We start from the raw sequence: 19,378 nt of genomic DNA on the forward strand, positions 1-19,378 counted from the left end.
TGATGATTGGATTGAACACCGCTGCGGTGTATGTGCTGCAAACCCTGGGCAGCCTGTACCTGCTGATCGTGCTGATGCGTTTCGTCCTGCAACTGGTGCGCGCCAACTTCTACAACCCGCTGTGCCAGTTCATCGTGCGGGCCACCCAGCCGCTGCTCAAGCCGATGCGCCGGGTCATCCCGAGCATCGGCGGCCTGGACATGTCCTCGCTGCTGCTGGCGATCCTGGTGCAACTGGCCCTGATGGCCCTGACCCTGCTGCTGACCTACGGCACCACCGGCAACCCGCTGCAACTGCTGATCTGGTCGATCATCGGCGTCACCGCGCTGTTCCTGAAGATCTTCTTCTTCGCCCTGATCATCAGCGTGATCCTGTCCTGGGTCGCCCCTGGCAGCCACAACCCCGGCGCCGAACTGGTGAACCAGATCTGCGAACCCGCCCTGGCCCCGTTCCGTCGCATCCTGCCGAGCATGGGCGGCCTGGATATCTCGCCGATCCTGGCATTCATGGTGCTCAAGCTGCTGGACATGCTGGTGATCAACAACCTGGCGGCCATGACCATGATGCCGGACATCCTGCGCCTGCTGATCTGACCCGGGCGGCCTGCATGAGTTATTACCGCTGGGACGGTGACGATCTGATCCTCGATTGCCACCTGCAACCCAAGGCCAGCAGCGACGAGTTCGCTGGCCTGCACGGCGAGCGGTTGAAGATCCGCCTCACCGCGCCACCAGTGGAAGGCAAGGCCAATGCGCACCTGATGGCGTTCCTGGCCAAGGCCTTTGGCATTCCCAAGAGCAACGTCAGCCTGGTCAGCGGCGAGCTGAACCGGCAGAAGCGGGTGCGCCTGCAAGCGCCGAAGAAGCTGCCGGACCTGCCGGGGCTGGCTCGCCCCGCCTGATTCGCCGGCAAGCCGGCTCCTGCACCCCATGTTCACTGCAGGAGCTGGCTTGCCAGCGAACCTCCCACGTCATTTCCCGCAACGAAACACAGCCCCGGGCTTTGCTTGCCGCTGGGGGCAGCGGTCTTTAGACTTACGCCTCATTTAAATGAGAGCAGGGTCGATGCCAACTGCCTTTCCCCCCGATTCTGTTGGTCTGGTCACGCCACAAATAGCGCACTTCAGCGAACCCCTGGCTCTGGCCTGCGGGCGTGCGCTGCCGGCCTACGACCTGATCTACGAAACCTACGGTCAGCTCAACGCCAGCGCCAGCAACGCGGTGCTGATCTGCCACGCCCTGTCCGGCCATCATCACGCCGCCGGTTACCACAGCGTCGACGACCGCAAGCCCGGTTGGTGGGACAGCTGCATCGGCCCGGGCAAGCCGATCGACACCAACAGGTTCTTCGTGGTCAGCCTCAACAACCTCGGCGGTTGCAACGGCTCCACCGGCCCCAGCAGCCTCAACCCGGACACCGGCAAGCCGTTCGGCGCCGACTTCCCGGTGCTTACCGTGGAAGACTGGGTACACAGCCAGGCGCGCCTGGCGGATCGCCTGGGCATCAGCCAGTGGGCTGCAGTGATCGGCGGCAGCCTCGGCGGCATGCAGGCCCTGCAATGGACCATCACCTACCCGGACCGTGTACGGCACTGCCTGGCCATCGCCTCGGCGCCCAAGCTCTCGGCGCAGAACATCGCCTTCAACGAAGTGGCGCGCCAGGCGATCCTCACCGACCCGGAATTCCACGGCGGCTCGTTCCAGGAACAGGGGGTGATCCCCAAGCGCGGGCTGATGCTGGCGCGAATGGTGGGCCATATCACTTACCTGTCCGATGACTCCATGGGCGAGAAATTCGGCCGTGGGCTCAAGAGCGAGAAGCTCAACTACGACTTCCACAGCGTCGAGTTCCAGGTGGAAAGCTACCTGCGCTACCAGGGCGAGGAGTTCTCCGGGCGTTTCGATGCCAACACCTACCTGCTGATGACCAAGGCCCTGGACTACTTCGACCCGGCGGCCAACTGCGACGACGACCTGGCCAAGACCTTCGCCCATGCCACCGCCAAGTTCTGCGTGATGTCCTTCACCACCGACTGGCGCTTCTCCCCGGCCCGCTCCCGGGAGCTGGTGGATGCATTGATGGCCGCGCGCAAGGACGTCTGCTACCTGGAGATCGACGCACCGCAGGGGCATGACGCCTTCCTGATCCCGATCCCGCGCTACCTGCAGGCGTTCAGCCACTACATGAACCGCATTACCTTGTGAGGACACGATGAGAGCCGATCTGGAAATCATCCAGGAATGGATCCCCGCCGGCAGCCGCGTCCTCGACCTGGGCTGCGGTAACGGCGAGCTGCTGAGCTGGCTGCAGGAACACAAGCAAGTCACCGGCTACGGCCTGGAAAACGACCCGGACAACATCGCCGAGTGCGTGGCCAAGGGCATCAACGTGATCGAGCAGGACCTGGACAAGGGCCTGGGCAACTTTGCCAGCAACAGCTTCGACATCGTGGTCATGACCCAGGCCCTGCAAGCCGTGCACTACCCGGACAAGATCCTCGACGAAATGCTCCGGGTCGGCCGCCAGTGCATCATCACCTTCCCCAATTTCGGTCACTGGCGCTGCCGCTGGTACCTGGCCAGCAAGGGGCGGATGCCGGTCTCGGAGTTCCTCCCGTACACCTGGTACAACACGCCGAACATCCACTTCTGCACCTTCGAGGACTTCGAAGAACTGTGCCGCGAGCGGCAAGCCCGGGTGATCAACCGCCTTGCCGTCGATCAACAACACCGCCATGGGTGGGCCAGTAAGCTATGGCCTAATCTCTTAGGAGAGATCGGCATCTACCGCGTCAGCAGTCCCGGCCTGCAAGATCACAAGGTCGCGGTATAAACCACGTTGCATCGAGGAGAACCATCATGGGACGTCTGGTTACATTTCTACTGGCTGCCTGCCTGAGCGTCAGCGCCCTGGCGGCGGACCCGATCAAGGGCGAACGCCAGGAAGTGTTCGGTGACATCACCGTGCACTACAACACCTTCAACTCCACCTACCTGCAGCCTGATATCGCCAGGGCGGCGGAGCTGGTCCGCAGCAAGAACCAGGGCGTGATCAACGTTTCCCTGATCAAGGACGGCAAGCCGCTGGTCGGCCAGGTCAGTGGCACGGTCAAGGACCTGACCAGCAAGAGCATCCCGCTGAAATTCCGCCAGATCACCGAGCAGGGCGCGATCTACTACATCGCCCAGTTCCCGGTGGAGCAGCAGGAAAACCGTACGTTCACCATCAATGTGCAGACTGGCGGTGACACCAACAGCTTCAGCTTCAACCAAGAGCTATTCCCGGGCGAATAATGAACCTCACGCAACTCGTACTGGCCAGCCATAACGCCGGCAAACTCAAAGAACTCCAGGCCATGCTCGGCGCTTCGGTGCAATTGCGCTCGATCGGCGAGTTCAGCAGCGTCGAGCCGGAAGAAACCGGCCTGTCGTTCGTCGAAAACGCCATCCTCAAGGCGCGCAATGCCGCACGCATTTCCGGCTTGCCGGCACTGGCCGACGACTCCGGCCTGGCAGTGGACTTCCTCGGTGGCGCCCCGGGCATCTACTCGGCCCGCTACGCCGACGGCCAGGGCGACGCGGCGAACAACGCCAAGCTGCTCGAAGCCCTCAAGGATGTCCCGCAAGCCGAGCGCGGTGCGCAGTTCGTCTGCGTCCTGGCACTGGTACGGCACGCCGACGATCCGCTGCCGATCCTCTGCGAAGGCCTGTGGCACGGGCGCATCCTTACCGCCGCCAGCGGCGAGCACGGCTTCGGCTACGACCCGCTGTTCTGGGTGCCGGAACGCAACTGCTCCAGCGCCGAACTGGGCCCCGAGGAGAAAAACCAGCTCAGCCACCGCGCCCGCGCCATGGCCATTCTGCGGCAACGCCTGGGCCTGAAATGAGCCACGAGCCCTCCGCGTCGCCGCTGATTCTCGGCGGCGCGCATACGCCCCGGGCGGCGCTGCCCCAGTTGCCGCCCCTGGCGCTGTACATCCACATCCCGTGGTGTGTACGCAAATGCCCCTACTGCGACTTCAACTCCCACGCGGCCAGCCCGACGCTACCGGAAGAGGAGTACGTCGACGCCCTGCTGGCCGACCTCGACCAGGACCTGCACGCCGTGCACGGTCGCGAGCTGAGCTCGATCTTCTTCGGCGGCGGCACCCCGAGCCTGTTCAGCGCCCAGGCCCTGGGTCGGCTGCTCAAGGGCGTGGAACAGCGCATCCGGTTTGCCCCCGACATCGAAATCACCCTGGAAGCCAACCCCGGGACCTTCGAGCAGGAAAAATTCACCGCCTACCGCGCCTTGGGCATCAACCGCCTGTCCATCGGCATCCAGAGTTTCCAAGAACATAAGCTCAAGGCCCTGGGCCGCATCCACAACGGCGATGAAGCGATTCGCGCCGCTGGCATGGCGCGCCAAGCCGGGTTCGACAACTTCAACCTGGACCTGATGCACGGCCTGCCGGACCAGTCCCTGGACGATGCCCTGGGCGACCTGCGCCAGGCCATTGCGATGAAGCCGACCCACCTGTCCTGGTACCAGCTGACCCTGGAGCCCAACACGGTGTTCTGGAACCAGCCACCGGTACTGCCGGAAGACGACACCCTGTGGGACATCCAGGAAGCCGGACAGGCCCTGCTGGCCGAACACGGCTATGCCCAGTACGAAGTCTCGGCCTACGCCCAGCCCGGGCGCGCGGCGCGGCACAACCTGAACTACTGGAGCTTTGGCGACTTCATCGGGATCGGCGCCGGTGCCCACGGCAAACTCAGCCACCCGGACGGGCGCATCCTGCGCACCTGGAAGACCCGCCTGCCCAAGGACTACCTGAACCCGGCCAAGCAGTTCAAGGCGGGCGAGAAGGCCCTGGGCAACGAAGAGCTGCCGTTCGAGTTCCTGATGAACGCCCTGCGCCTCACCGATGGCGTGGACGCTGAGCTGTTCGCCCAACGCACCGGCCTGGACCTGGTCAGCCTCGCCGAAGGTCGGCGCCAGGCCGAACAAAGCGGCTTGTTGCAGGTCGAACCGTCACGCCTGGCGGCCACGGCCCGCGGGCAACTTTTTCTCAATGACCTGCTGCAATACTTTCTGATCTAAGGAAATCACATGGATCTGGTACTCGACCTGCTCGCCACCGTGTCCCGCTGGAGTCGCAGCAACCTCTCGGAAATCGCCCTGGCACTGGTGGGCTGCCTGCTGGTGCTGTTCGGCGCGGACATCAAGGGCTGGGTCGAACAGCGCCTGGGCGGCATCGCCGGCGCCCTGCGGGTGCCGCTGATGGCCCTGCTGTGCATGGTGGGCAGCGGCCTGGCGCTGATCTACGCCACACCGTGGATCGTCCGCGGCCTGAGCCAGTTCAACAACTACAGCCTGGCGCCAGTGCTGTTGGTGGTGCTGGTGCTGATTGGCGTGGTCGCTGATCGTCGTTAATTCGCAGGGCCCCTTCGCCGGCAAGCCGGCTCCTACACCAAGCCGGCGAACGCAATCCAACGGCTGCCCCCGTTATCAAGGAAGAACATGAGCAAGAAAGTCATCGAGGACACCAGCAAGTTCCTCAGCTATGTGCTGCGCCACGAGCCCCAGGCCATCGGCCTGGAACTGGACAGCGAAGGCTGGGGCGATATCGACGCGCTGATCAGCGGTGCAGCCAAGAACGGCCGGCAACTGAGCCGGGAACTGATCGAGCTGGTGGTCGAAGGCAACGACAAGAAGCGCTTCGCCCTCTCGGCTGACAGCCGGCGGATTCGTGCCGTTCAGGGGCATTCCAACAAGGCCGTGCAATTGCAGCTTGAGGCAAAGCAACCGCCCGCCGTGCTCTTCCACGGCACCGCCACGCGCTTCATGGATTCGATCAACGAAAAGGGGCTGATCCCGGGTTCACGGCACCACGTGCACCTGTCCCAGGAAATCGACACCGCCCGGGCCGTGGGCCAGCGCTATGGCAAGGTGGTGATCCTGCAGATCGACGCCCAGGCCATGCAGGCCCAGGGCTTCACCTTCTATCAGGCAGAGAATGGGGTGTGGCTGACCGACCAGGTGCCGGTCGGCTTCATCAAAGCCCTGTAGGAGCCAGCTGGCTGGCGAAGGCGACCTTGAAGGCCTCTTCGCTGGCAAGCGGAACGCCGCCCGGCAGCTCCTACAGCAGCGTGTCCGCGGGGCTCAGGCGAGCTTTTCGAACTTCAAATCCCACACGCCGTGGCCCAGGCGCTCGCCGCGACGCTCGAACTTGGTGATCGGGCGTTCGGCCGGGCGCGGTACACACTTGCCGTCTTCGGCCAGGTTGCGATAACCCGGGGCGACGTTCATCACCTCCAGCATGTATTCGGCATAGGGCTCCCAGTCGGTAGCCATGTGCAGAATGCCGCCAACCTTGAGCTTGCTGCGCACCAGCTCGGCGAAGGAGGCCTGGACGATGCGGCGCTTGTGGTGCCGGCTCTTGTGCCACGGATCGGGGAAGAACAGCATCAGCCGGTCCAGGCTGTTGTCGGCGATGCAGCGGTTGAGCACCTCGATGGCGTCGCAATCGTAGACCCGCAGGTTGGTCAGGCCCTGGGTCAGCACGCCATTGAGCAGCGCGCCGACACCCGGGCGGTGAACCTCAACGCCGATGAAATCCTGCTCCGGGGCCGCCGCCGCCATTTCCAGCAGCGAGTGACCCATGCCGAAGCCGATTTCCAGGGAGCGTGGTGCCGAACGGCCGAACACCTGGTCGTAATCCACCGGGGCGTCGGCCAAGGGCAGCACGTACAGCGGCGCGCCCTGGTCCAGGCCGCGTTGCTGGCCTTCGGTCATGCGCCCGGCGCGCATCACGAAACTCTTGATGCGGCGGTGTTGGCGCTCGTCGCCGGCTTCCGGCTGGATTGGCGTGTCGTTTGATTCAGTCATCAATGGCTCTTACTTGATCAGACCATCCAGCGGCGAAGAGGCGCTGGCATAGAGTTTCTTCGGCATGCGACCGGCGAGGTACGCCAGGCGGCCCGCGACAATTGCGTGTTTCATGGCTTCGGCCATCATCACCGGCTGCTGCGCGTGGGCGATGGCCGAGTTCATCAGCACCGCCTCACACCCCAGCTCCATGGCGATGGTGGCGTCGGAAGCGGTACCGACACCGGCATCCACCAGTACCGGAACCTTGGCTTCTTCAAGGATGATCTGCAGGTTGTACGGGTTGCAGATCCCCAGCCCGGTGCCAATCAGCCCGGCCAGCGGCATGACCGCGATGCAGCCCATTTCCGCCAGCTGGCGGGCGATGATCGGGTCGTCGCTGGTGTAGACCATCACGTCGAAACCTTCCTTGACCAGCACTTCGGCGGCCTTGAGGGTTTCCAGCACGTTGGGGAACAGGGTCTTCTGGTCGGCCAGGACTTCCAGCTTCACCAGGTTGTGGCCATCGAGCAGCTCACGGGCCAGACGGCAGGTGCGCACGGCCTCGACCGCGTCATAGCAGCCGGCGGTGTTGGGCAGGATGGTGTAGCGATCCGGCGGCAGGATATCCAGCAGGTTCGGTTCGCCCGGGTTCTGGCCGATATTGGTCCGGCGCACGGCAACGGTCACGATCTCGGCACCCGAGGCCTCGATGGCCAGGCGGGTTTCTTCCATGTCGCGGTACTTGCCGGTGCCTACCAGCAAACGCGACTGGTACGTCCGACCGGCCAGGACGAAAGGCTTGTCACTACGAACGTTGCTCATCGGAAATCCTCTGTTGGGGTGAGGTTCTTGCAGAATTCTTTATCAGGCCCGGGGCGCTGGTGACCCTCAATCCGGGGCCGGTGAAAGCATGTCGTCCATGAGAGGGCCCGGAGCCGGGCCTGGGCGCTGCGCAGATGGACAGCAGCGCTGTTGAAGCCAGTGACTAGCCGCCGCCGATGGCGTGGACCACTTCTACCTGGTCACCTTCGTTGAGAGCGGTTTCGGCGTGCTGGCTGCGCGGAACGATATCCAGGTTGAGTTCCACCGCGATCCGCCGTCCGGTGAGTTCCAGATGGCTCAGCAGGGCCGCAACGGTCGAGCCGTCGGGCAGTTCAAAGGATTCACCGTTCAACTGAATGCGCATGCCAAGGCCGCCATCATTTTTAGGGGCCAGCATTCTAGCCCGATCATGACCTAAAGGTCAGCTACAAGCGTCAGCCGGCAACTTGCAGGCGCCAGGCGGCAAGCCCCAGCAGGAACCAGCCGACCAGGAAGGCCACACCGCCGAAGGGGGTGATGATCCCCAGCTTGCTGGTGCCAGTCAGGGTCAGCAGGTACAGGCTACCGGAGAACAGCAGGATGCCCAGGGTGAAGGCAGCGCCGGCCCAGGTCACCAGCCGCCCGGGAATATGAGCCGCCAGCAAGGCGACGCCGAACAACGCCAGGGCATGCACCAGTTGATAGGTAACACCTGTATGAAAAATAGCCAGGTAGTCCGTGCTCAGGCGATTTTTAAGACCGTGGGCGGCGAAAGCGCCAAGGGCAACCCCGGTGAAACCGAAAAAGGCGGCCAGCATCAGGAAGCCACGCAACATGAGGAACTCCAGTCAGATTCAGCACAAAGGGTCTGTATAATGGCGCGCTCAACGGGTTCGGCCAAGCCATCTCTATGCTGCGTTATCTGTTTCGTCGTCTTGTAAAAGCCTTGATGTGGTTCGTGGTCGGCAGCGTCCTGCTGGTGCTGCTGTTGCGTTTCGTACCGCCACCGGGCACCGCCCTGATGGTGGAACGCAAGGTCGAGTCGTGGATCGACAATGATCCCATCGACCTGCAGCGCACCTGGAAGCCTTGGGATGAAATCTCCGACAACCTCAAGGTGGCGGTGATCGCCGGCGAGGATCAGAAATTCCCCGAGCACTGGGGCTTCGATATCGATGCAATCCAGGCAGCGTTGATCCACAACGAAAGGGGCGGCTCGATCCGTGGCGCCAGTACCCTGAGCCAGCAAGTGTCGAAAAACCTGTTCCTGTGGTCCGGCCGCAGCTACCTGCGCAAGGGACTGGAAGCCTGGTTCACCGCGCTGATCGAGGTGTTCTGGCCCAAGCAGCGGATTCTTGAGGTCTACCTCAACAGTGTCGAATGGGATGAAGGGGTGTTCGGGGCAGAAGCCGCGGCGCGCCATCACTTCGGCGTCAGCGCGGCCAATCTGTCACGCCAGCAAGCCAGCCTGCTAGCCGCTGTCCTGCCCAATCCAAGGGTGTGGAGCGCAGCACGTCCCAGCACTTATGTGATGCAGCGGGCGGGCTGGGTTCGGCGGCAGATGAGCCAGTTGGGTGGAGCCGATTACTTGAATCGGCTGAACGAGTCGCGCAGGGCGCCCTGGGCGGAGTAACCCGGATTTGGCTTTGCGCCGGTTCTTCTTGAGCATGTTCGAGATGGGTGCTGGGCCGGGGATTCGCCGGCAAGCCGGCTCCTACGCCAACCGCACAAACAAAAACGCCCCGAGGTAATCGGGGCGTTTTGCATGACGCTTCAGGCTTAAGCGGCGATGGACAGTTTCAGCTTGTTCATCGCGCTTTTTTCCAACTGGCGAATCCGCTCGGCCGAAACGTTGTACTTCTGCGCCAGGTCGTGCAGCGTGGCTTTCTCTTCGGCCAGCCAGCGCTGGTAGAGGATGTCACGGCTGCGTTCGTCCAGCACTTCCAGGGCTTCGTGCAGGTTGCTGGTGGAGTTGTCGCTCCAGTCGGCATCCTCAAGTTGCAGCGCCGGGTCGTAGCGGTGGTCTTCCAGGTAGTTGGCTGGCGACTGGAAGGCGCTGTCGTCGTCCGCTTCCGCAGCCGGATCGAACGCCATGTCCTGGCCGGTCAGCCGGCTTTCCATTTCCCGCACTTCACGAGGCTCCACGCCCAGGCTTTCCGCCACGCGGTGAACTTCTTCGTTGTTCAGCCAGGCCAGACGCTTCTTCTGGCTGCGCAGGTTGAAGAACAGCTTGCGCTGCGCCTTGGTGGTAGCAACCTTCACAATCCGCCAGTTACGCAGGATGAACTCGTGAATTTCCGCCTTGATCCAGTGCACGGCAAAGGACACCAGGCGCACACCCATTTCAGGGTTGAAGCGCTTCACGGCTTTCATCAGGCCAACGTTGCCTTCCTGGATCAGGTCAGCCTGGGCCAACCCGTAGCCGGAATAGCTACGGGCGATATGTACGACAAAACGCAGGTGGGCGAGCACCATCTGCCGAGCCGCCTCAAGATCCTGCTCATAGTAGAGACTCTCGGCCAGTTCACGCTCCTGCTCGGGTGTCAGCAATGGAATGCTGTTCACCGTGTGCACATAAGCCTCCAGGTTTGCGCCTGGAACCAATGCGTAAGCAGGTTGCAAAGAAGTGGTCATACGAAAAAACCTCCGACTCACATAACTCGTGCCGTTCAGCACTGCGAAAATTGACCGGAAACCGCGAAACAAGTTCCCAAAAATGCTGAAAGGTCAATACAAGCAAAAAGACATTACTTCGGTGCCAGTTCCCTCAGATGACGGGCCACCGCAATCCACGCACCGATATAACCCAACAGCACCGCCCCTAGCAAGAGCGACAGACCATCGGCAACCGGCACCCCCGCGAGGGCAAAATCGCTGCCATACAAGCCAGCCAGACCGATTACCGCGTCGTTCAGCCAGTTCAGGCCAAACGCCAATACACCCCAGGACAGGATCCCCGCGCCGAAACCATACAGCGCCCCCATATAGAGGAAGGGTCGACGAACATAACTGTCCGTGCCGCCGACGAGTTTAATCACTTCTATCTCGGTGCGGCGGTTTTCAATATGAAGACGAATGGTATTGCCTATCACCAAAAGTAATGCAGAAACCAGCAGCACCGTCAGGCCGAAGACAAAGCGGTCCCCCAGCTTGAGGATCGCCGCCAGCCGCTCGACCCATACCAGGTCCAGTTGCGCCAGTTGCACCTTGGGCATTTCCGACAACCGCTGGCGCAGGGCTTCCAGGGTCGCCTTGTCCACTTCGTTCGGTGTGACCAGCACTACACCCGGCAGCGGGTTATGGGGCAGTTCGCGCAAGGCCTCGCCCAGCCCGGACTGCTGCTGGAACTCCTCCAGGGCCTTTTCCTTGCTGATGAACTCGGCATCCGCCACACCGGGCAGGCCCTTGATCTCTTCACTGAGCTTCTCGCCCTCGGTGGCAGAAGCCCCCAGATCCAGGTACAGCGAGATCTGCGCCGCGCGCTGCCAGGATCCGCCCAGGCGCTCGACATTATTGAGCAACAGCGACAAGCCCATGGGCAGGCTTAAGGCCACGGCCATCACCAGGCAGGTAAAGAAGCTGCCGATGGGCTGTTTGCCCAGGCGCCGCAGGCTGTCCAGCAGGCTGGCGCGATGGCTTTCGATCCAGGCGTGCAGCAGGGTGCCGAAATCCGGGCCGTCGTCCTCGTCACGCTTTTTCTTCGGCGGTGGTGCTTCGGACGCCTTGGGCGCTACGCGCTCCGCCACTTTAGGGGTACGTGTAGCACTCATACGCCGGCCTCCCCGTCGCCGATCAAGCGTCCGCGTTGCAAGGTCAGCATGCGGTGGCGCATGCGGGCGATCAGTGCCAGGTCGTGGCTGGCGATCAGCACGCTGGTGCCCAGGCGGTTGATGTCTTCGAACACGCCCATGATTTCCGCCGCAAGACGCGGGTCGAGGTTACCGGTGGGTTCGTCCGCCAGCAGCAGAGCCGGGCGGTGGACGATGGCCCGGGCGATGCCCACGCGCTGCTGCTGACCGGTGGACAGGTCGCCGGGGTACAGATCGGTCTTGTCCGACAGCGCTACGCGCTCCAGGGCCGAGTCCACCCGCTTGGCGATTTCCGCCTTGGACAGGCCGAGGATCTGCAGCGGCAGGGCGACGTTGTTGAATACGGTGCGGTCGAACAGCAACTGGTGGTTCTGGAACACCACGCCGATCTGCCGCCGCAGGAACGGGATCTGCGCGTTGCTGATCTGCCCCAGGTCCTGCCCGGCCAACAGCAATTTGCCGGTAGTCGGACGCTCCATGGCCAGCAGCAGGCGCAGCAAGGTGCTCTTACCGGCGCCGGAATGGCCGGTGACAAACAGGAATTCGCCGCGACGCACGCGAAAGCTCAGCTCATGCAGGCCAACGTGACCGTTGGGGTAGCGCTTACCGACCTGTTCGAAACGAATCATGAACGCTCCCGCTCGGCAAACAGTGCCTGGACAAAGGGTTCGGCTTCAAAGGTACGCAAGTCGTCGATACCTTCACCAACGCCGATATAACGGATCGGCAGGCCGAACTGCTTGGCCAGGGCGAAGATCACTCCACCCTTGGCGGTACCGTCGAGCTTGGTCAGGGCCAGGCCGGACAACTGCACCGTCTGGTTGAACTGCTTGGCCTGGTTGATGGCGTTCTGGCCGGTACCGGCGTCCAGCACCAGCAGCACCTCGTGGGGCGCGTCGGCATCGAGCTTGCCGATGACCCGACGGACTTTCTTCAGCTCTTCCATCAGGTTGTCTTTGGTGTGCAGGCGCCCCGCCGTGTCGGCGATCAGCACGTCAATGCCACGGGCCTTGGCCGCTTGCACCGCATCGAAGATCACCGAGGCCGAATCGGCACCGGTGTGCTGGGCGATGACCGGGATCTTGTTGCGCTCGCCCCAGACTTGCAGCTGCTCCACTGCCGCGGCGCGGAAAGTGTCGCCGGCGGCCAGCATGACTTTCTTGCCTTCCAACTGCAGCTTCTTCGCCAGCTTGCCGATGGTGGTGGTCTTGCCGGCGCCGTTGACGCCCACCACCAGGATCACGAACGGCTTGTTCTGGGCGACGATCTGCAGTGGTTGTTCCACCGGCTTGAGCATGCTGGTGAGTTCGGCCTGCAGCGAGGCATACAGCGCATCGGAGTCGGTGAGCTGCTTGCGTGCCACCTTCTGGGTCAGGTTCTGGATGATCACCGAAGTCGCCTCGACCCCGACGTCTGCGGTCAGCAGGCGGGTTTCCAGGTCTTCCAGCAATTCGTCATCGATGGCCTTCTTGCCGAGGAACAGGCTGGCCATGCCTTCGCCAATGCTGGCGCTGGTCTTGGACAGGCCCTGCTTGAGGCGAGCGAAGAAGCCGATCTTGCTCTCTTCGGCGGGACGGAGGGGCTCAGTCACAGGCTCGGGCTCTGCCGCCGCCACAACCGGCTCGGCTACAGGAGCAGGAGCAGGAGCAGGAGCAACAGGTTCAGGGGCGACGAATACCGGAACAACCGGGGCTTGCACCTCGACCACAGGGGCCGGGCTAACCACCGGGGCTTCGACCACCGGCTCAGGGTGCACGGCAACAGCCGGAATCGGCGGAGCCACATGCTCGGCCTGGGCGTCTTCCACCAGGGCCACGGGTTCTTCCGCCACCGGCAGGGTCAACCAGGGCTTGTGCTCGGCGCTTGGCGCCAGCGGCAGGTCGGGCGCCGCGGGGGCCGCCGGTTCAGGCGCGATGTGCGGTTGCAGCACCGGCTCGGCCATTGGCAGCACCACCGGCTCGGCCGGGGCTACGCTGGCGGCAGGTTCGATGACCGGAGTCGGTGCCGGCTCGGCAGGCACTTGCGGCTGTTCGACGACGGGTTCCTGCGGCTTTTTGCGCAGCCATCCGAACAGGCCTTTCTTCTCGCCAGCCGCGGCTGGGGTCTTTTTGTCGTCGTTGGAACCAAACATGGAGACGGCTATCTCAAGGTAGCGATGCGCCACTGGGCGCCTCGGTAAATAAATATTCGATGCAGAACAGACTGTGTTTCATCCAGCTTGTTCACGCGCAACATGTTGTCGAAATGCCCAAAAGCACTTCAAGGAGCGATTTTACTAAAGGACTGGAACGGCAAAATCGGCGAAAAGTCGAAGTCTAGCTGGTAAATCAGGGCTTCTTGCCGGTAACTCATACAACCTGCTCAAGTACATGCTGATCCGCGAAGACCTGATAGGCGTGGCCGCCAGTAAAACGGATCAGTATCCTAGCACCTCCTCGCCCGCTGACGCTAAGAACACGCGGGCAGCCCAACAGGTTTAAAAACGAATGAATGCTCTAGCCCGCCGCGCCGCAGGCCTGCTGCTCAGCACAGTTTGTCTGCCCCTTGCAGCCCTGGCTGCCGACCCTCAACCCACCCATGAATTCACCCTCGACAACGGCCTCAAGGTCGTGGTCCGCGAAGATCATCGCGCGCCGGTGGTGGTGTCCCAGGTCTGGTACAAGGTCGGCTCCAGCTACGAAACCCCGGGCCAGACCGGTTTGTCCCACGCCCTGGAACACATGATGTTCAAGGGCAGCGAGAAAGTCGGCCCCGGCGAGGCCTCCCTGATCCTGCGGGACCTGGGCGCCGAAGAGAACGCCTTCACCAGCGACGACTTCACGGCCTATTACCAGGTCCTGGCCCGCGACCGCCTGGGCGTGGCCCTGGAGCTGGAAGCCGACCGCATGGCCAGCCTGCGCCTGCCGGCCGACGAGTTCAGCCGCGAAATCGAGGTCATCAAGGAAGAGCGCCGCCTGCGCACCGACGACAAGCCGATGTCCAAGGCCTACGAGCGCTTCAAGGCCATGGCCTACCCGGCCAGCGGCTACCACACGCCGACCATCGGCTGGATGGCCGACCTGAACCGGATGAAGGTCGAGGAACTGCGCCACTGGTACCAAGCCTGGTACGTGCCGAACAATGCCACCCTGGTGGTAGTCGGCGACGTCACCCCGGACGAGGTGAAAACCCTGGCCCAACGCTACTTCGGCGCGATCCCCAAGCGTGACGTGCCACCGGCGAAGATCCCCATGGAGCTGGCCGAGCCCGGCGAGCGCCTGATCACCTTGCACGTCAAGACCCAACTGCCGAGCCTGATGCTGGCCTTCAACGTGCCGAGCATCGCCACCGCCGAAGACAAACGCGCGGTGAACGCCCTGCGCCTGGCCGCGGCCCTGCTGGACGGCGGCTACAGCGCCCGCATCCCGACCCAGCTGGAGCGCGGCGAAGAGTTGCTGTCCGGCGGCTCCACCAGCTACGACGCCTACACCCGGGGCGACAGCCTGTTCATGCTCTCGGCCACCCCCAACAGCCAGAAGAAGAAAACCATCGCCCAGGCCGAAGCCGGGCTGTGGCGCCTGCTGGACCAGTTGAAGACCACCCCGCCATCCGCCGAGGAACTGGAGCGGGTGCGAGCCCAGGTGATCGCCGGGTTGGTCTACGAACGTGATTCCATCACTAGCCAGGCCACCGCCATCGGCCAGCTGGAAACCGTCGGCCTGTCGTGGAAGCTGATGGACACCGAGCTTGCGGAACTGCAAAGCGTGACCCCGGAAGACATCCAGAAGGCCGCCCGCACCTATTTCACCCGGGAACGTATGAGCGTGGCCCATGTACTGCCTGAGGAGTCCGCTCATGATTAAGCGCCAGAAAGCTTCACCGGTCCTGCTGGGGCTGGCCCTGGTCGCCCTGCTCACCGCCGGCGGCCTGTACCTGTCGAACTCCGGCCAGACCAACGCCAGCCAGGCCCTGGACAACGCCAAGAGCAGCCAGAAGCTGCAGTCTTTGGCCGAGCTGGACGGCAAGGCGCCCAGCCATCGCAACCTGGACGTGCAGACCTGGAACACCGCCGAAGGCGCCAAGGTACTGTTCGTCGAAGCCCGCGAGCTGCCGATGTTCGACCTGCGCCTGATCTTCGCCGCCGGCAGCAGCCAGGACGGCAACGCGCCGGGCGTGGCCCTGCTGACCAACGCCATGCTCAACGAAGGCGTGGCCGGCAAGGATGTAGGCGCCATCGCCCAGGGCTTCGAAGGCCTGGGTGCGGATTTCGGCAACGGCGCCTACAAGGACATGGCCGTGGCCTCGCTGCGCAGCCTGAGCGCTGTGGATAAGCGCGAACCGGCGCTGAAGCTGTTCGCCGAAGTGGTGGGCAAGCCGACCTTCCCCGCCGACTCCCTGGCGCGGATCAAGAACCAGATGCTCGCCGGCTTCGAATACCAGAAGCAGAACCCCGGCAAGCTGGCCAGCCTGGAGCTGATGAAGCGCCTGTATGGCACCCACCCTTACGCCCATGCCAGCGACGGCGATGCCAAGAGCATCCCGCCGATCACCCTGGCCCAGCTCAAGGCTTTCCACGCCAAGGCCTATGCCGCAGGCAACGTGGTGATCGCCCTGGTCGGCGACCTGTCCCGCAGCGACGCCGAGGCGATTGCCGCGCAAGTCTCCGCCGCCCTGCCAAAAGGCCCGGCGCTGGCGAAGATCGAGCAACCTGCCGAACCCAAGGCCAGCATCGGCCATATCGAGTTCCCGTCGAGCCAGACCAGCCTGATGCTGGCGCAACTGGGCATCGACCGTGACGACCCGGACTACGCCGCTGTCTCCCTGGGCAACCAGATTCTCGGCGGTGGCGGCTTCGGCACCCGGCTGATGAGCGAAGTGCGCGAGAAGCGCGGCCTGACCTACGGCGTCTACTCGGGCTTCACCCCGATGCAGGCCCGCGGCCCGTTCATGATCAACCTGCAGACCCGCGCGGAAATGAGCGAGGGCACCCTGAAGCTGGTGCAGGACGTGTTCGCCGAGTACCTGAAGAACGGCCCGACCCAGAAAGAGCTGGACGACGCCAAGCGTGAACTGGCTGGCAGCTTCCCGCTGTCCACCGCCAGCAACGCCGATATCGTCGGCCAGTTGGGCGCCATGGGTTTCTACAACCTGCCGTTGAGCTACCTGGAAGACTTCATGCGTCAATCCCAGGAGCTGACGGTGGAGCAGGTCAAGGCCGCCATGAACAAGCACCTGAATGTCGACAAGATGGTCATCGTCAGCGCCGGCCCCACCGTCGCACAAAAGCCGTTGCCGCCCCCCACTGACAAACCCGCCGAGCAGCCGCTCGGGGTTCCGGAGCATTAATGGCCCGTCCAGCCCGTCCCAGCAAGAAACCCGTCCACAACCAGCACAATGGCGTGGGCCAGTTGCGCATCATTGGCGGCGAATGGCGCAGCCGCAAGCTGAGCTTCCCCGACCTGCCGGGGCTGCGGCCGACCCCGGACCGGGTGCGTGAAACCCTGTTCAACTGGCTGGCGCCCTATGTGGCCGGGGCCAAGGTCATCGACCTGTTCGCCGGCAGCGGCGCGGTGTTTCTCGAAGCCCTGTCCCGTGGCGCCGCCACGGGCCTGGCCCTGGACAGCAGCAGCGTGGCCATTTCCAGCCTGCGCGAGCACCTGGGGACCCTGCGCTGCACCGTCGGCCAGGCCCAGACCGCCGACGCCCTGCGCTACCTGGAAACCCAGCCGGCCACGCCGTTCGACCTGGCCTTCCTCGACCCGCCGTTCAATCAGAACCTGCTGCCCGCCGCCTGCGCCCTGCTGGAAGAGCGCGGCTGGCTGGCGGACGACGCCTGGATCTACACCGAAAGCGAAACCGCGCCATCGACCCTGGGGCTACCCGGAAGCTGGCGCCTGCACCGTGAACAAAAATCCGGGCAGGTGTATTACTCGTTGTGGCAACGTATGGCAGACAACGTCGCCTAGAACCTGATCACGACCTCGCAAGCAACGCTCAGGCCCGAGCCGCGCAGCAGATCGTAGTCAGGCTCTCAAGCCGACCGGAACAAGGTACGCAGCCCGCCCGGGCTGCGCGCCGCTGCATCGAGACCCTCCCCGTGCCCGACTCGCCTGATCGCTTCACCCCCGCCTTCGGCCTTGGCAACCCGCACCTGCAGACCCTGTGGGGCCCGCTGTGGCGCCCGACCACTCATCTTGAGCGCCAGCGCGAACGCTTGTGGCTGGACGACGGCGACTTTCTCGACCTGGACTGGCACGGGCCCCATAGCGCCGACGCGCCCCTGGTGCTGGTGCTGCATGGTTTGACCGGTTCCTCCAACTCGCCTTACGTGGCCGGCCTGCAGCAGGCCCTGGCAACCCGGGGCTGGGCCAGCGCGGCGCTGAACTGGCGCGGCTGTTCCGGCGAGCCCAACCTGCTGCCCCGCAGCTACCACTCCGGAGCCAGCGAAGACCTGGCTGCAGCCATCGCTCACCTGCGGGCCAAGCGCCCCCAGGCGCCGCTCTATGCGGTGGGCTATTCCCTGGGGGGCAATGTGCTGCTCAAATACCTAGGGGAAAGCGGCAGCGACAGCCCGTTGCAAGGCGCCACGGCGGTATCGGTGCCGTTTCGCCTGGACCAGTGCGCCGATCGCATAGGCCAGGGGTTTTCCAAGGTCTACCAGGCGCACTTCATGCGCGAGATGCTGGCCTACATCAAGGACAAGCAGCGCCAGTTCCAGCACGACGGCCGCCACGAAGGCCTGGCCACCCTGGCGCAACTGGGGCCGCTGACCAAGATGCGCACCTTCTGGGACTTCGACGGCCGGGTCACCGCACCGCTGCACGGCTTTGCCGATGCCCAGGACTATTACCGCCGCGCCTCCAGCCGCTATTTCCTGGGGCAAATCCGTACCCCGACCCTGATCATCCAGGCCGCAGACGACCCCTTCGTATTCCGTCACAGCCTGCCCGAAGCCAGCGAGCTATCCGCCAGCACCCAGTTCGAGCTGCAGGCCAAGGGTGGCCATGTGGGTTTTGTCGACGGCAGCCTGAAACACCCCGGCTATTACCTGGAGCGGCGGATCCCGCAGTGGTTGGCTGGCCTGGATCGCCATGGATAAGCCAGCCCGGGAATCGATCCGCTTCTGGCAGAGTGCGCCCCTGGCCGGGGTCGAGTTGCTGGCCGCGCGTTACATCGAGCAGCGTTTCGTGCCCCATGTGCATGAGGGCTATGTGATCGGCATGATCATGGCCGGTGCCCAGCGCTACCGCTATCGCGGAGCCGAGCATTTGGCGGGCAGCGGCACCCTGGTGCTGATCAACCCGGACGAGCTGCACACCGGGGCCAAGGGCGTGGAAGACGGCTGGCTGTACCGCGCCTTCTACCCGGAGAACCAGCAAATATTCGGCCTGCTGGATGAACTGGAACTGCCCAGCGGCAGCCTGCCGGCCTTCGGCGCCACCTTGTACCGCGATCCGGACCTGGTACAGGGTTTTGCCCGCCTGCACCACTTGCTGGAAAGCCCGGCCACGGCCCTGCAACAACAGACCCAATGGCGAGAAATGCTGCTGTTGCTGTTGCAACGGCACGCCGGAGTGCGGGCACCAGGTGAACCCGGGCAGGAACACCGGGCCATCGTCCAGGCCAAGGAGTTGCTGCGCTCGCAGCTGGCGGCGCCGCCTTCATTGGAGGAACTGGCAGCAGCGGTGAACCTGTCACCGTTCCATTTCGCCCGGGTGTTTCGCCGGGCCACGGGGATTCCGCCCCACACCTGGTTGATGCAACAGCGCATCGCCAAGGCCCGGGCCTTGCTGCGTGATGGCTGCCTGCCCCTGGAAGTGGCGACACAACTGGGGTTTGCCGACCAGAGTCACCTCAGTCGGCAGTTCAAGCAGGTGTATGGGGTAGCGCCGGCGGCTTATCGCAGTGCCGTGGTATAGGCGGCGCGGCTATCG

The 19,378-nt window shown here is 63.8% G+C and carries 23 protein-coding genes; 15 read left to right on the forward strand and 8 right to left on the reverse strand.

Features of this window, described 5'->3' with window-relative positions; all coding sequences use genetic code 11:
• The first annotated feature begins 2 nt into the window (after positions 1–2).
• The 9 genes from AC1RL5_RS11070 to AC1RL5_RS11110 all read left to right on the forward strand — a co-directional run bounded on the left by AC1RL5_RS11070 (position 3) and on the right by AC1RL5_RS11110 (position 6,054).
• A complete protein-coding gene (locus tag AC1RL5_RS11070) occupies positions 3–593 on the forward strand; it encodes a YggT family protein (RefSeq protein WP_011064014.1) in 591 nt (196 codons plus the stop codon).
• Positions 594–607: 14 nt separating this feature from the next.
• Positions 608–901, forward strand: coding sequence for a DUF167 domain-containing protein (locus AC1RL5_RS11075; RefSeq protein WP_011064015.1), 294 nt, complete (start codon positions 608–610; stop codon positions 899–901).
• Between the two features lie 163 nt (positions 902–1,064).
• Positions 1,065–2,204: a homoserine O-succinyltransferase MetX gene (metX, locus tag AC1RL5_RS11080; protein WP_011064016.1), complete on the forward strand. Its 1,140-nt coding sequence runs from the start codon at positions 1,065–1,067 to the stop codon at positions 2,202–2,204.
• Positions 2,205–2,211: 7 nt separating this feature from the next.
• On the forward strand, positions 2,212–2,832 hold the full coding sequence (gene metW, locus AC1RL5_RS11085; RefSeq protein WP_011064017.1) for a methionine biosynthesis protein MetW: 621 nt from the start codon (positions 2,212–2,214) through the stop codon (positions 2,830–2,832).
• 26 nt (positions 2,833–2,858) lie between these two features.
• Positions 2,859–3,293: a DUF4426 domain-containing protein gene (locus tag AC1RL5_RS11090; RefSeq protein WP_011064018.1), complete on the forward strand. Its 435-nt coding sequence runs from the start codon at positions 2,859–2,861 to the stop codon at positions 3,291–3,293.
• Positions 3,290–3,886: an RdgB/HAM1 family non-canonical purine NTP pyrophosphatase gene (rdgB, locus tag AC1RL5_RS11095; protein WP_026020234.1), complete on the forward strand. Its 597-nt coding sequence runs from the start codon at positions 3,290–3,292 to the stop codon at positions 3,884–3,886. The genes AC1RL5_RS11090 and rdgB overlap by 4 nt, the downstream gene beginning before the upstream one ends.
• Entirely contained in the window at positions 3,883–5,085 is a 1,203-nt protein-coding gene (gene hemW / locus AC1RL5_RS11100; RefSeq protein ID WP_492589348.1) for a radical SAM family heme chaperone HemW, read from the forward strand. Before rdgB ends, hemW begins: the two co-directional genes overlap by 4 nt.
• A gap of 9 nt (positions 5,086–5,094) precedes the next feature.
• Positions 5,095–5,418: a DUF3392 domain-containing protein gene (locus tag AC1RL5_RS11105; protein ID WP_011064021.1), complete on the forward strand. Its 324-nt coding sequence runs from the start codon at positions 5,095–5,097 to the stop codon at positions 5,416–5,418.
• 87 nt (positions 5,419–5,505) lie between these two features.
• Entirely contained in the window at positions 5,506–6,054 is a 549-nt protein-coding gene (locus AC1RL5_RS11110; RefSeq protein ID WP_011064022.1) for an RNA 2'-phosphotransferase, read from the forward strand.
• A 93-nt stretch (positions 6,055–6,147) separates the two neighbouring features.
• Here the strand turns inward: AC1RL5_RS11110 and trmB are convergent, their stop codons facing one another.
• The 4 genes from trmB to AC1RL5_RS11130 form a co-directional block, all read right to left on the reverse strand.
• Entirely contained in the window at positions 6,148–6,873 is a 726-nt protein-coding gene (trmB, locus tag AC1RL5_RS11115) for a tRNA (guanosine(46)-N7)-methyltransferase TrmB (RefSeq protein ID WP_011064023.1), read from the reverse strand.
• 9 nt (positions 6,874–6,882) lie between these two features.
• A complete protein-coding gene (locus AC1RL5_RS11120; RefSeq protein WP_011064024.1) occupies positions 6,883–7,677 on the reverse strand; it encodes a thiazole synthase in 795 nt (264 codons plus the stop codon).
• 163 nt (positions 7,678–7,840) lie between these two features.
• Entirely contained in the window at positions 7,841–8,041 is a 201-nt protein-coding gene (gene thiS / locus AC1RL5_RS11125) for a sulfur carrier protein ThiS (RefSeq protein WP_011064025.1), read from the reverse strand.
• A 70-nt stretch (positions 8,042–8,111) separates the two neighbouring features.
• Positions 8,112–8,492, reverse strand: coding sequence for a DUF423 domain-containing protein (locus tag AC1RL5_RS11130; protein WP_011064026.1), 381 nt, complete (start codon positions 8,490–8,492; stop codon positions 8,112–8,114).
• A 74-nt stretch (positions 8,493–8,566) separates the two neighbouring features.
• Between AC1RL5_RS11130 and mtgA the strand changes: the two genes are divergently transcribed.
• Complete coding sequence (gene mtgA / locus AC1RL5_RS11135) at positions 8,567–9,289, forward strand: monofunctional biosynthetic peptidoglycan transglycosylase (RefSeq protein WP_072451805.1); 723 nt, start codon at positions 8,567–8,569, stop codon at positions 9,287–9,289.
• 146 nt (positions 9,290–9,435) lie between these two features.
• On the opposite strand, the gene rpoH is transcribed toward mtgA, so the two are convergent.
• The 4 genes from rpoH to ftsY all read right to left on the reverse strand — a co-directional run bounded on the left by rpoH (position 9,436) and on the right by ftsY (position 13,596).
• Positions 9,436–10,290: an RNA polymerase sigma factor RpoH gene (rpoH, locus tag AC1RL5_RS11140; RefSeq protein ID WP_011064028.1), complete on the reverse strand. Its 855-nt coding sequence runs from the start codon at positions 10,288–10,290 to the stop codon at positions 9,436–9,438.
• Positions 10,291–10,403: 113 nt separating this feature from the next.
• Entirely contained in the window at positions 10,404–11,426 is a 1,023-nt protein-coding gene (gene ftsX / locus AC1RL5_RS11145) for a permease-like cell division protein FtsX (protein WP_015637373.1), read from the reverse strand.
• Positions 11,423–12,094 (reverse strand): cell division ATP-binding protein FtsE, encoded by a 672-nt coding sequence (gene ftsE / locus AC1RL5_RS11150; RefSeq protein WP_011064030.1) that lies wholly within the window; start codon positions 12,092–12,094, stop codon positions 11,423–11,425. The genes ftsX and ftsE overlap by 4 nt, the downstream gene beginning before the upstream one ends.
• Entirely contained in the window at positions 12,091–13,596 is a 1,506-nt protein-coding gene (gene ftsY, locus AC1RL5_RS11155) for a signal recognition particle-docking protein FtsY (protein WP_492589347.1), read from the reverse strand. The genes ftsE and ftsY overlap by 4 nt, the downstream gene beginning before the upstream one ends.
• A gap of 355 nt (positions 13,597–13,951) precedes the next feature.
• On the opposite strand from ftsY, the gene AC1RL5_RS11160 reads away from it, so the two are divergent.
• The 5 genes from AC1RL5_RS11160 to AC1RL5_RS11180 all read left to right on the forward strand — a co-directional run bounded on the left by AC1RL5_RS11160 (position 13,952) and on the right by AC1RL5_RS11180 (position 19,363).
• Positions 13,952–15,307 (forward strand): M16 family metallopeptidase, encoded by a 1,356-nt coding sequence (locus AC1RL5_RS11160; RefSeq protein WP_072443566.1) that lies wholly within the window; start codon positions 13,952–13,954, stop codon positions 15,305–15,307.
• Positions 15,300–16,790, forward strand: a complete 1,491-nt coding sequence (locus AC1RL5_RS11165) for a M16 family metallopeptidase (RefSeq protein WP_072451807.1) — start codon at positions 15,300–15,302, stop codon at positions 16,788–16,790. Before AC1RL5_RS11160 ends, AC1RL5_RS11165 begins: the two co-directional genes overlap by 8 nt.
• The gene (gene rsmD / locus AC1RL5_RS11170; protein WP_011064034.1) at positions 16,790–17,410 is read left to right on the forward strand and encodes a 16S rRNA (guanine(966)-N(2))-methyltransferase RsmD; all 621 of its coding nucleotides are present in this window, start codon (positions 16,790–16,792) and stop codon (positions 17,408–17,410) included. The genes AC1RL5_RS11165 and rsmD overlap by 1 nt, the downstream gene beginning before the upstream one ends.
• 131 nt (positions 17,411–17,541) lie before the next feature.
• Positions 17,542–18,543, forward strand: a complete 1,002-nt coding sequence (locus tag AC1RL5_RS11175; RefSeq protein WP_019095297.1) for a hydrolase — start codon at positions 17,542–17,544, stop codon at positions 18,541–18,543.
• Entirely contained in the window at positions 18,536–19,363 is an 828-nt protein-coding gene (locus AC1RL5_RS11180; RefSeq protein WP_041120263.1) for an AraC family transcriptional regulator, read from the forward strand. The genes AC1RL5_RS11175 and AC1RL5_RS11180 overlap by 8 nt, the downstream gene beginning before the upstream one ends.
• Positions 19,364–19,378 lie beyond the last annotated feature (15 nt).

Source organism: Pseudomonas sp. GW822-FHT06D10 (genome assembly GCF_058799535.1).